Origin of the sequence: Acinetobacter sp. FDAARGOS_724 (assembly GCF_013364475.1) — a bacterium.
GTDB classification, from domain to species: domain Bacteria; phylum Pseudomonadota; class Gammaproteobacteria; order Pseudomonadales; family Moraxellaceae; genus Acinetobacter; species Acinetobacter variabilis.
Genome location: NZ_CP054908.1, coordinates 2,161,438 through 2,173,797 on the forward strand (window position 1 = coordinate 2,161,438; position 12,360 = coordinate 2,173,797).

General features: G+C 37.0%; 9 protein-coding genes and 2 pseudogenes. 6 read left to right on the top strand and 5 right to left on the bottom strand.

Going from position 1 to position 12,360, the window contains the following annotated elements:
- Window positions 1-85: 85 nt before the first annotated feature.
- Window positions 86-427: a hypothetical protein gene (locus FOC32_RS11535; protein ID WP_175967532.1), complete on the bottom strand. Its 342-nt coding sequence runs from the start codon at window positions 425-427 to the stop codon at window positions 86-88.
- Window positions 428-1,704: 1,277 nt separating this feature from the next.
- Between FOC32_RS11535 and FOC32_RS11540 the strand changes: the two genes are divergently transcribed.
- The 3 genes from FOC32_RS11540 (at window position 1,705) to FOC32_RS11550 (ending at window position 2,765) form a co-directional block, all read left to right on the top strand.
- Window positions 1,705-1,995, top strand: a complete 291-nt coding sequence (locus FOC32_RS11540) for a type II toxin-antitoxin system HigB family toxin (RefSeq protein ID WP_004785981.1) — start codon at window positions 1,705-1,707, stop codon at window positions 1,993-1,995.
- A gap of 1 nt (window position 1,996) precedes the next feature.
- A complete protein-coding gene (locus FOC32_RS11545; RefSeq protein ID WP_004785978.1) occupies window positions 1,997-2,398 on the top strand; it encodes a helix-turn-helix domain-containing protein in 402 nt (133 codons plus the stop codon).
- A 214-nt stretch (window positions 2,399-2,612) separates the two neighbouring features.
- A complete protein-coding gene (locus tag FOC32_RS11550; RefSeq protein ID WP_175967534.1) occupies window positions 2,613-2,765 on the top strand; it encodes a hypothetical protein in 153 nt (50 codons plus the stop codon).
- Between the two features lie 97 nt (window positions 2,766-2,862).
- On the opposite strand, the pseudogene FOC32_RS11555 reads toward FOC32_RS11550, so the two are convergent.
- The 3 genes and pseudogenes from FOC32_RS11555 to FOC32_RS11565 all read right to left on the bottom strand — a co-directional run bounded on the left by FOC32_RS11555 (window position 2,863) and on the right by FOC32_RS11565 (window position 5,469).
- Window positions 2,863-4,160 (bottom strand): annotated as a pseudogene (locus tag FOC32_RS11555) (DUF4113 domain-containing protein).
- Window positions 4,157-4,714, bottom strand: a complete 558-nt coding sequence (locus FOC32_RS11560; RefSeq protein ID WP_175967536.1) for a LexA family protein — start codon at window positions 4,712-4,714, stop codon at window positions 4,157-4,159. Before FOC32_RS11560 ends, FOC32_RS11555 begins: the two are co-directional and overlap by 4 nt.
- Window positions 4,715-4,833: 119 nt before the next feature.
- Window positions 4,834-5,469: an SOS response-associated peptidase gene (locus tag FOC32_RS11565; RefSeq protein WP_175967538.1), complete on the bottom strand. Its 636-nt coding sequence runs from the start codon at window positions 5,467-5,469 to the stop codon at window positions 4,834-4,836.
- Window positions 5,470-5,789: 320 nt separating this feature from the next.
- Between FOC32_RS11565 and FOC32_RS11570 the strand changes: the two genes are divergently transcribed.
- From FOC32_RS11570 to FOC32_RS11580, 3 genes and pseudogenes are all read left to right on the top strand, one after another.
- On the top strand, window positions 5,790-5,930 hold the full coding sequence (locus FOC32_RS11570; RefSeq protein ID WP_175967540.1) for a hypothetical protein: 141 nt from the start codon (window positions 5,790-5,792) through the stop codon (window positions 5,928-5,930).
- 270 nt (window positions 5,931-6,200) lie between these two features.
- On the top strand, window positions 6,201-6,542 hold the full coding sequence (locus FOC32_RS11575) for a hypothetical protein (protein WP_034170370.1): 342 nt from the start codon (window positions 6,201-6,203) through the stop codon (window positions 6,540-6,542).
- Window positions 6,543-9,661: 3,119 nt separating this feature from the next.
- Window positions 9,662-10,828 (top strand): annotated as a pseudogene (locus tag FOC32_RS11580) (MFS transporter).
- A gap of 15 nt (window positions 10,829-10,843) precedes the next feature.
- Here the strand turns inward: FOC32_RS11580 and FOC32_RS11585 are convergent.
- Window positions 10,844-12,334: an amidase gene (locus tag FOC32_RS11585; RefSeq protein ID WP_175967541.1), complete on the bottom strand. Its 1,491-nt coding sequence runs from the start codon at window positions 12,332-12,334 to the stop codon at window positions 10,844-10,846.
- Window positions 12,335-12,360 lie beyond the last annotated feature (26 nt).

The window sequence follows — 12,360 nt, forward strand, 5'->3', positions numbered from 1 at the left end:
AAAGCTGTAGCGTTCATATCTAAGCTGTGTAATCTCTACAAAAAACCGCCTTCTTTAAGGCGGTTTTTTTATTGTTCAGAATAAATCAGCATTGAATATTGGATTTTACTTTATAAAAGTCGAGCGCATTTTTCAGATCTTTCAGTAATTCCTGCTCCTCATATTCTTGTGGCATTAGTTTTATTAGGGCCGGCATATAATGAGTTTTATATTCTTTAGGATAATCCTCACATAAAATATGTGTTCTTTCCTCAAGGCTAATAGTAGAAGAATCTAATTTATCTAAATAAGCACTCAATCGGGCATCTGATTGTTCAAACTGAGCTTTCACTGCTGGATCAGGTTCAGCTGATACATCTGCCTGTTGTTTCTGGCAGCCTGTGATCGCCAATGCCAATAGGGTAATTATGAATAGTGATATTTTCATGGCAACAATATATTGTTATCAGTCGTTGGAAAAATTATAAAGAGAAATGAGTGAAAGAGCACCTGCCTTTAAACTCATTGACAGCTGAGAAAATAAAAAATGAAAAGGACTTTGATAAAATAAGTAAAATATCTACCAATATGTATAAGTTGCATATTTGCTTTTATGACTCACTTGATTGAATGAAAACTGCATGAACCAAAGTTTTTTGTATTTAATTGCATCTAAGTTGATGAAAAATAGCCAATAAAATATAAAACATAACCTATATTCAACATTTGGTAAAAAAGCCTCTATATTTCATATACATATTAGATGCATGACAAGTGGTACTTTGTCATCACTACAACAACTCAGATAAAATAATTTAAAATCAGCAAGTTAAAAAGCCCTGCTTAATCCAGACAGTTAAGCAGGGCTCATTTTTTAGATCATAAATATGCCAAAAACTAATGATTCTTCGACATTTATCCTTCACATAAGTTTTCATATACAACATAAAACCTGAAAATACGTTCAAGTGTGAAACATGAATAGATGTTATTTATATATCTCTTTTCATGAAAAGACAGGGTAGAGCTATGATGAGATGTATCTGTGCATTTTGTATGGGTGTCATGGTGGGATGTTGCTTTAAATCTTGCAAAGAAAAAATGTGTCGGATGATGAGCAAGGATCACGGTACCAAAGACCAAGCGCCAAAACATGAAGAGAGTGTACAAATTTAGAGACTATAGCTTGCCTGTGCAATCGCAGTACAGGTGAGTGATTCAATCGTTTCAAGGTAAATAAATCGTGGAGCTGTAAGCCCATTATCTTTAAAGCAGCTAAGCTCGATCCATGATCGAGCTGTTCACAATCAGGAGAAACACATGTTCCAATTTATATGTTGTTTATTTGGTCTTCATGGTGCGACTGAAATTGATTACACAGTCGATGATTTCGAAGTCAAAAAGTGTCGTGATTGCTTGAAAGATTTAAATTAACTTTCTAGACTTTCGTGGTTTAGATGGATGTTGAACCCCCGTTCGATTTTAGATTGACGGGGGTTTTCATTTTTTATCATTGCTATTTGAAAATAGAACCAACATATCCACGCTAATTCATAAATATTGATAGTTAATTAATAAAGATTATTAAAAATAAGGGTTTATTTAATTTTAACTTGTGATTTGATCATAACAATACTCATCTCAACTAAATTCATCCTTTAAGCGTTATTGCAATATGCGATATTTAGGTTATACTTTCAATATAGCAAAATGCGATAAATAATTATGCATGTGATCACTCACGCTCGGATTCTGGAAGCAATGCAAAAGTGGCCACATGCTGAAACTGCATTGGATGGTTGGTATCGACTTATCAAGGCCAATGATCCTAAGGATTTTGCCGACATGAAGCGATTATTTCCCGCAGTCGATAAAGTCGGGAAATTTCATGTCTTTGATATTGGTGGCAACAAGATCAGGTTGATCGCAGTTGTGATGTATCAGGCAAAACGTGTCTATATTCGCCATGTCTTATCCCATCAGGAATATGACAAAGGTCATTGGAAGGAGGCTTAATATGAATGCAATGATTAAACAGGCCGTTGATCACTGGCGTTATGTTGCACCATTGCTTAGCAAGCCAGAAACAGAAGAAGACTTTAATACCCTTACTGAAGCTTTAGATGAACTTCTGGATATTGTAGGTGATGATGAATCGCATCCCTTAATGGGGCTGATTCTTCAACTGGGTGACTTAGTCTCAGCTTACGAGCATGAGCATTTGCCGATGCCAGAAGGAGATGGACGTACTGCATTGGCTTTCCTGATGGAACAGCATGGCCTAAGCCAATCAGACCTATCTGATATAGCTACCCAGTCGGTCATTTCTGAAATCCTGAATGGTAAACGTCAGCTCAATATCCGTCATATTAAAGCTTTGTCTGAACGTTTTAATGTTTCTGCAGATACTTTCTTTTAAGTAATAAGAAATTAAATTATAAATTGATCTATGAGCTGTGTTTTCTGGAAGCAGATTGCACAGCCAGGCAGATTTAGATTAAACAAGAAGTCTATATAAGCTCTGATTAGAAGAATATATGTTTATTAAAATGTATGGAAAACATAAATATTATTGATGTTTAACCTTATATGTCCTAATAATTTTCTAAGCATCTAGAGGAAAGGGAATATATATGACAACTCATGCAGACCAGCAAACAGAGCAAGAAGATAATCCGCAAAAAGAATCTAATGATGATAAAGGCAATCAAGCAACCTATAAGGGTGTAAAACCTGAGAAAAAGCCTAATGCCGAGCCAGAGCATCCACTGAGGGAGCAAAAGTAAGATATTAATATCAGAAAGCCCTAATTAAATTTAGGGCTTTTTAGATTTTGATTTAAGTTTCGGAAAATTTCTGCTTTACCTTACTGGGAAGATGAAATTAACGATCAATCTTTAACAGTCCATCCCAACTAAAATAATTCTGACTTAGGTGCTGTTGAGACATGGTCCAAGTCCGGTTAGGAATTTTAGCTGCTCCAATCGCCAGCTTTTGATCGCCAAATCTTTCCTTTACTTTTTCTAAGGCTTCCTGAAGCTTCTCATTTTTCTCGATCTGAGCATGATCAGAGAGCAAGTCATAGACATAGGCCGATTTAGGTTCAAGCGCCGTTAAAATAACCCCACATTTTTTAAACTCTACACCTTCTGAAAACAGCTCATGCATCTGTTGCATCAATGCCCGGTTCATTACAACAGCGGAATCAGTGGGTTCAGGAAAAGCGATATTGACAGATTTATTATAAAAGGATCTGTTCTTGTCAAAAGGATTGGATTGAGCGAAAGCAATGATGCAGCCACATAAGGATTGATCCTCTCTTAAACGTTTGATGGCATTTTGCAGGTAATCACTCATAGCTTCAATTAAAGCTTCAAGATCTGTTACTCGGCAACCAAATGAGCGTGAAGAAATAATCTGCTTCTTGGGCTGGCACGCCTGTTCCAGTTCAATACAGGAAATTCCCTGTAATTCCATCACAGTTCTTTGCATCACAACTGAAAATAATTTTCCGATTCGATGACAATCGGCCTGAGCTAAATCAAGAACGGTATGTATGCCTAAGTTCTTTAACTTTTTACTTTGCTGGCGCCCAACCCCCCAGACTTTAGCAACATCAATCAAGCTCCAGAAGTAATCTCTATGTTGTGGATGCATAGAAGAAAGATCGCAAACCCCATTAAAGCGTTTGGCTTTCTTGGCCATATGGTTAGCTAATTTAGCCTTTTTGTAGAACGGCCAATGCCGACACAAACGGGTAAGCCAATCCATTGCAAAATACGCCGTCGCATATCCTGACCATATTCTGTTAAATCATGATTTTTTGCATAAGCTGTAATTTTCAGAAAGCATTCATCTATGGAATAAACCTCCTGTTCACCAGGTGCTACATATTCAGACAGAATGGAATGAAAGCGTTTGGACATTTCTGCATATAGGGCATAGTTGCTGGATAGCACTTGAACTTGATGCTGTTCGACAATATTGCGTATCTGGAAGAATGGAACAGCCATTTTAATGCCGAGATCTTTTGCTTCCTGCGAACGTGAAACTACACAGCCATCGTTATTTGACAGCACGATCACAGGTACCTGATTCAGTTTCGGATTGAATAGGCGCTCACAACTGACATAGCAGTTATTGACATCAATCAGCGCATAGATTTCCTGCTGATATTTCATCTGAATTTTTTAATGACGTTGGTGACCACACCCCAGATTTCAAATTGCTGACCTTCTACAGGATGAATATCGGGATAGTCGTCATTCTCGGCTTTTAGCCAGCAACCCTTTACATCGATAATCAGCCGTTTGACAGTAAATTCGTTATCTACACAGGCAATCACAATATCTCGATGTTGCGCTTCAATGCTACGATCCACAATCAGGGCGTCATTGATATCAATACCTGCATTCAACATTGACAGCGAATTGGCTCGAACAATAAAAGTAGCATTAGCGTTATTAATCAGGAATTCATTCAGGTCGAGTTTTTTATCAATATAATCTTGTGCAGGTGAGGGAAAACCAGCCTGAACGCGTTCAGTAACTAAAGGAATTTCCATTTGGGTAACAGGATCAAACTGGCGAATATCACTGATTTCATTTTCTTTTTTAAGTGATTTTAAGTATGCTTTGATATCCAGGACTTTGGATTCAGGTACACGAATTACTTTGGTTTCTTCGGCCTTTTTTCTGCCTGCACCAATTCTAAAGCCCCCATGCGAATTTATCATAAATCTGCTACTTCTTGATTGTTGTTACATTAATCAAGATTGTAATGATTGCTTTATTTTTATACAAATAAATTAAATGATTTAAAATCAGATACTAATAATTAAATTGCTTTTATATTTCAGTTTTCCGACAAACGGGAATCTCGTAGCTTTGCAATAAATTCATCCCACATTTCGAAGAAAAACTCACTTGCTTCCTCATGATTGCAGTGCAGCCAGTCCTGTCTTGACTCTTCCGGTATCACAGTAATTGAGCGTTTTTCATCATTCGGATTATGGAATTGATTCATAAAAGGATGCTGATTCGCATTAATTGTGAGCATTGAAAAAGACCGAACTTTTTCACCTTCAATGATTGCATCATCATAAATGGCTGCAACAGTAACAGGGTCACCGTCTTCGCGAGAAATAGCATACCAATGAGATTTGCCATCAATGTATTTGGGTTCATAGAACGTATCTACAGGCACCAAGGCAAACTGATTATTTTTCCAGGCATGCCGAAAACTTGCTTTTGAGGCGACTGTTTCAGTTCGGGCATTATAAGTATGCCGGCCAAATTTTAATTCTTTGGCCCAGGAAGGGATAAGTCCGAAACGTGCGATATCCAGTTCAAACTCGTCAGCACCGCGCATAATGATGGGAGCGGGAGCTAAAGGATATACATGTGTTTTCATATCCAGTTCAAGCTGTTCTTCATGAATATCTAATAAAGAGAGACGGCTTTTTGAGGGGAATTCATAGTTTGAACACATGGGCGAACGCTCTCATTATGATCTATCATGAGAATTAAAATATAAGAGAGATAAGTGCAAAACAATTTGAATATCGTAAGTTGGATTTTAATCAGCAAGCAGGATTTTTGGTTTATAAGTATATATTTAGAGCCTAAAAATATTTAATTCAATAATATTTTAAGTAAATTTAATATTATGAAAGGATTAAAATTTTATTTAATCTATACAGATATACATAATTTAACTTTTTATTTAAAAAAACACTCTAAATGGCTTTGGAAAGCTACAAATATAGATGTTAGTTATATAGGCTTGCATTTATGAGCATGAGGTGAAAGATGAAGTTATTAACGTTAATTGGTGCAGGTGTACTTGCGGGTTATTGTTATAAGAAAATGAAATACAAAAAGGACGGTTCAAACAATCCTGCTCCTCAGAATGAACAGGTAGATAGCCAAGCACCAAATCCTGTTGAATAATTCCTTTAAAGGACCTCACCACTAGCAAGAGAAGGTTGTGAGGTCTCTCATTCTTTCAGTAAAGTCATCTTTGACAAGTCTTATATAATTTTCAGAACTTTGCTATTTTCAGAGAAACAGCAAACTCTTTTTAGCTATTTTTCCTTTTCATCTGTTCTAAATTTTCCTGATTAAATTTATTGATAAAGTTTAATGGTTTACAAAACTATTCATTTTAATAATGGCCATACTTTAAAAATAATGTGATCCTCTTTCTCAGGAGGACAGCTTATGAAAAAACTAATTATCTTGCCTCTTGTAGCTTTAATACTTCTGGGGTGTAGTCAACCAAATACACAGCAAGAAGCTGACTCTAAGATTCTACAGGATGAGGATTTAAAAAAATTTAGGGAGATGGTAAGGAATGCTTTACCCAATTCAGATCTGGTTCAATTTCATCAACAAGAGGGAGAATGTGGTGAGGTTAGTTTCAGAGATAAATCTACGAATGAAATGAAGCATCGGAGGTTTATTGTAGTAAATAAAAATATTGTGCTGATTGAAAGACGGCAGGTAGATCAGGAATATTTTGATCTTTCATGGAGGAATGCATGTCGAGATTATTTCGGGTAAAGAATGAATATTTATTAAAATTCTTATTTGAAAATAATGACCGCTATAATTGAATATCAATTAAAATATTTGATCATTGAGCCACTCTTTAGAGTGGCTTTTTAATGTCTGGGTTTCTGAATTTTGCTCGAAATATGGTTACTGAGTAGATCCGTATTTCATACTCTAGCTTCGTACCCATAAATAGAATATTGATCAATTTATATAGATAATAAATATAAAAATTATTTAAAAAGGAATAAATATTGCTTCTTGAAAGCATAGCTTTTGCTTTAGGTTCTGGATATGTATCTCTTTAAAATATGCGGCATTATTTTCCTCGTCATCCTTGCTGTTTCTCTCATGGTTTTAGGTCTTATTTATCAGGATCCTTTATTTGCTTTAATAGGGCTATTGTTCGCGGTTTGCGCAGTATTATTATTTTCCATGATCAAGGAAAGTCTTGCTGACTTTTAGATCGCTTATTTCATGTAAAAGTTTAAAGATTTGGACTAGAGATCAAGGTGAATAGTAGGGTGATAGCGATCAATATTATGCACCGAGATGGAATCAACAATTTAAAAAAGTAATCTTGTTAAAGAGTTTTTAGATCAACAAGCGGAATAAGGAAGACTTATATGGGCAACTAGTCATGGGGATTAGATTGATCAGATGATCTGATAACACACTTATTACTAGGTGTTATTTTGCAGAAGTTTATCGAAAGATGGGCTTTTTTGTTGCCTAAAATAAAGCTTTATCAAGTTCAAACTAGAAATTACTGACTCCAAAGATCACAATTTAGACTTTTTATATATGGATAGATATTTAATTTCTATATATATTTATATTTGTCATGAATTGGCTATTGTTTGACCGTTGTACATTTCGTCAACAATCCTGAATCAGCGCAAAATGATAAAGGGGAAGAGCCCACAGCAATGTGGGCTTTTTTATTGCCTAAAGAAAAGTTTAGCTTAATTTCTTACTATGTATCTGGCTTGAATAGCCTAGCTAAGCTAAGTAATAGATCTGGTCAAAGAGACTGAGATTAACTAGAAATTTGAATAAGTGACTTATTTCTATTTTATCGGTCAATATGATTGTTAATCATCGACTTAATATCAAAGTGTGATTGACTGCATACAATATTTTCATTATATTTTACCATATGTTCAAAAATCTCCACGTTTTGAATTTAGAGTTCTGCCCACATCGTCCCCAATGATGTGGGTTTTTTTTTGACTCAAATAGACTCATTAATATTTTTATTTACTTATGCTTAATTTATGAACGCTAGAAACAGTAGTATCGAGTTCCGTGAAGGAGCTATTTTTGCATTAATAGGTGTAGTAAATTAGATTTATGGCGGTAACTGCCTATGCGGATCAGTTTAGCAAGTTCATCTTGTGACACTCCCGACTTTGGAAATGTTGCTATGAAGAAGCTCATCGAAAGATGGGCTTTTTTGTTGCATGAAATAATCAATCTATAAATTATTGCAAATGATTCTCAATAATATTTGTATTAGAATGCTCAATATAAATCAACAGATACAGATATAAGAAAATTCATTTATAAGCCTACGTCAACAACTCCAATGTGTGGGCTTTTTTGTTGCTTGGGGTTTTTGATATACAAATAGATTTGTCTTTCAAAATAACCCAAATCGGAGAATCAAAATGCCAGCTTTTGCCTAAAACAGCTTTTTAGCTACGCTTAGACCCCGCGAAAGAGGGTACAACCCATGCAGTTTATCGAGCATGAATAGGATATACAGAAAAGTGAAATCAGATCTGGATACCCCACCGACAAATGACGACGAAACCGAAAATTGATTAGTAGTGTGCCTATTCACTGGCAATCAAAGTAGGGATTAGCTATGGACCACAGCATAGGACTTCTGTGGTGTTAAATAGATCACATAATTATTTCAATATTGTGTTTCCTGTCTAACAAATAACCAAATTCAACGTAAAGCTAACTAGTACACACTATTCAGCAATGCTTCTTATACTTTTGCTGCACCATATAAGTGCTACTTTAAAGGTGCTCCAAAAGTGTTAACGAGCTAACTAAAAACTATAATGAAGTACGAGAGCCTACCCGCTTAACTTCCCCAGGTTAAGCGGGTTATTTTTTATTTAATATTTATTGTATTTTTATTAGACCCAATATATATTTAGCGCCTTAGAAATATGCATTTATCGCTGTAGGTTCTTAATTTCTGCCTCCTGTCCTAGGGAGGTTTTTTTTGTCTGGAGAAAAGTATACTCCATATCCTATTCTGCTTATTCGGTCTGCATGGCATAACTGAGATTAGCGACGGCAAGAAAGAATGCCGGGATTGTTTGAAAGAAGTTAGTGGTAAGAGCGATTAATATAATCGTTATATTCACTGATAAATCAGTAAATTGCTCCAAAATGGTTTTGACGAATGGAGTTAATTGGAATACTTTATATGTTTAGGTGTTTAAAAAGCTCCACATTTGAATTTAAAGTTTCACCCACATCAACCCCAATGGTGTGGGTATTTTTTTGACTTAATTAAGAATGCTTAAAAGAATCTAAGTGATTAATTATTATTCGATATTCTCTTGATCTTCAATAAATAATTATATTCAGCTGTAATAATCATCTGTTAGGATCTTTGCTCAGAAAAACAATGAAATAGATTTTTGACCTCATATGGGCCTGCTTAATTTGGGAGAGTTGAGCAGGCTTTTTTTATTTCTAAATCGCCGGACGTATTACGGCAATCAAATCCCTTGCATTCTAAATGTTGAGGGTTTTTTCTTTTTTTATTGGTGAGCCCCATTACAGACAAAGTCCAAGCAAAACAAAACTTAGATTTTTGCAGTGCTGAGCTGTCAATGTATCAGAATGGTAGTCATTTTAATTCTTAGACCCATCAAATGAGTACGCTTGATAAGCTCATGATTGAACTAAAAAAATAAATTAAGAATTTAGCTAATGTATTAAGTTAAAATCTTATTTTTCTCAAATTAGTTAAAGAGCTTTGAAGAATCTATAGATGATTATCTTATAGATTATCGAGATCTAACCGAGACCCAATCAATGCAACTCAGCGCAACTTATATTTATTTTAAGTTATTAGAAATAGAAGAGAATCTAGTCTGATGCAATCTCTAGCTATTCATTACAGACTCAGTTTTTTCTACTTTTTTTATTATGCGATTGTGGGCGCATTCATGCCTTTCTGGAGTCTGTATCTGGAAGATCAAGGCTTTAATTATCAGGAAATTGGGATTTTATCTTCGATTGCGATTGTCACCCGATTTTTTGCGCCATTTATTTGGGGATGGATTGCAGACAAATCCGGGAAACGCATGTTGCTGGTGCGTATAGCTACCTAGATGGAAGCTTGTATCTGGTTCATGATTTTTATCATTCCAAATAGTTTTCAGACAGTCGCTTTGCTCATGCTGATTTTCAGTTTCTTTCAAAATGCGATTTTGGCTCAGTTTGAAGGCGTAACTTTATTCTGGTTAGGTGAAAAAAGGGCAGAGCTCTATGGCAAAGTGCGTAAGTGGGGTTCTATTGGATTTATTATTGGCGTATTTGGTTTAGGTGCTATTTTTGAGATTATTAGCATCAGTATGCTGCCAGTCTTATTGCTCTGTATTTCATTTCTAGCTTTTCTTTGGTCATTTACCATTAAAGAACCAACAGCAGCGCCGACAGCCCAGAAAAAACTCGAAGCCTTATGGCCGATTTTTAAGCGTCCGGTAGTATACAGTTTTTTTCTGATTGAATTGATCATGCTGTTTTCGCATGCACCGTTTTATAGTTTTTATAGTAACTATCTCAGCCAGAATGGATTCAGTACCAGTCAGATCGGATTGCTTTGGTCGGTTGGGGTCATTGCTGAAATCATTATGTTTGCCTACGCTACATTCTTTCTGACACGCTGGTCATGGCGTCATTTGGTAATGCTATGCCTGTTAATGACTGGTTTAAGATGGCTGATTGTAGGCCTATTGCCATCGTCATTTCTGGCACAGTTTTTTGCCCAGACCATTCATGCTTTGAGTTTTGGCTTATTTCATATGATTGCCATGCGGGTTATTTTTCAGAACTTCTCGGCTGGGCAACAAGGCCGTGGACAGGCACTGTATAGCACCATGTGGGGTTTAGGCGTGGCAAGTGGCAGCATTCTAGCTGGTCGTTATTGGGATCAGGTCGGTGGAACATCAATCTTTATTGCTGCTGCGCTGTCGACCTTGCTGGGCCTGTTGCTGGTATTTGGCTTACCCAGCAAAGTCGAACTGCAAAAGCAGGTTTAAGATACGATTGAATGATTAAATGCGGATTTTGGAATATTGATCAAACCAGGGCTGAGCCTGTTCTAATTGAGCGGCTAGTTGTAACAGTAAATCTTCACGGGCAAATGGTGCAATAAACTGTGAGCCCAAAGGCAGGTTATCTTCATTCCAGTAAAGCGGTACTGACATTGCCGGAAGGCCGGTAATATTGGCTAATTGGGTGAATGGCACCCATTGCAGGTTTTCTTTTACAATCTGATCGACCAGCTTACCTTGTGCCAATAGATGTGCCTTATTCATTTTTAATAAAGCTTTAAGAATCGGCTTCTGCCAGTTTGGTGTCTTGACTTCGCCATTTTTGGGTGCAACGGTGGCCGTGGCTGGCGTCAGGTAGAGATCATAATCATCAAAGAAATGATTCATCTGGGTTACATATTGTCCCCAATTAGTCAGATTCTGGATATATTCAATCGCCGTTGTTTTGGCACCAAAAGCAGCCAGAGCCAGAGAATCCAGTTCAAAATCGCCTGATCTGGATGGATAGCCTTTCTGGATTTCGTCCAGCATATAAGAAAACTGGCTAAACCACGTCGTAATAAAATCTTTAGCCAGTTGCATGCCATCAATCTGCGGTTGATCCTCAACGACTTCATGACCTAAAGATTCCAGTAAACGGGCAGTTTGTTCTACCGCTTTAATAGCATCTTGAGAAACAGGCGTATCAATGCTGGAACGGGTATTAAATGCGATTTTTAATTTTTTTGGTGGTTGCTGAATCACTTCCAGATAATGTGTATGCGGACGTTGGATCGTAAACAGCGAACTGCGATCTTCACCATGGGTGGCATCCAGCATTGCCGCACTATCCCGAACAGTTTTGGTGAGTACATGTTGAATGGCAGCACCGTGCATTGCCTCACTCATTTGCGGTCCCCACGGCGTACGTCCACGGCTTGGTTTTAAACCAAACAGACCACAGTAGGAAGCCGGAATACGAATTGAGCCACCACCATCACCTGCACCGGCAATTGGCACAATGCTGGCTGCCACAGCAGAAGCAGAACCGCCTGACGAGCCACCACTGTTATGTCTTAAATTCCACGGGTTTTTACAGCTTCCCCAGGCATCTGGCTCTGTAATGCCTTTAATTCCGAATTCAGGGGTATTGGTACGGCCAAAGGTCACAATACCTGCCTGTTCCCAACGATTAACAATCTCGGCATTGGTTTCAGCGATATACCCGATACGCTTTAAACCCTGACACCCATAAGATGTTGGATAACCTGCATATTCCTGAAACAGGTCTTTGACCAGAAATGGAACTCCAGCAAAGGGACCAGACAGATCTTGCTGGGTACGCTGCAAGGCATGCTCATGCATGGGAATAATAATGGCATTGATTTCAGGATTAATATTTGCACTGCGTTCTAAGGCAACTGATAAAAGTTCACTTGAATGTACCTGTTTATTTTTAACCAGTTCAGCCAGTCCTAATCCATCGTATTGTAAGTATTCTTCAAATTTCATCTGCACTCCCTAGCGTTGATATTGTT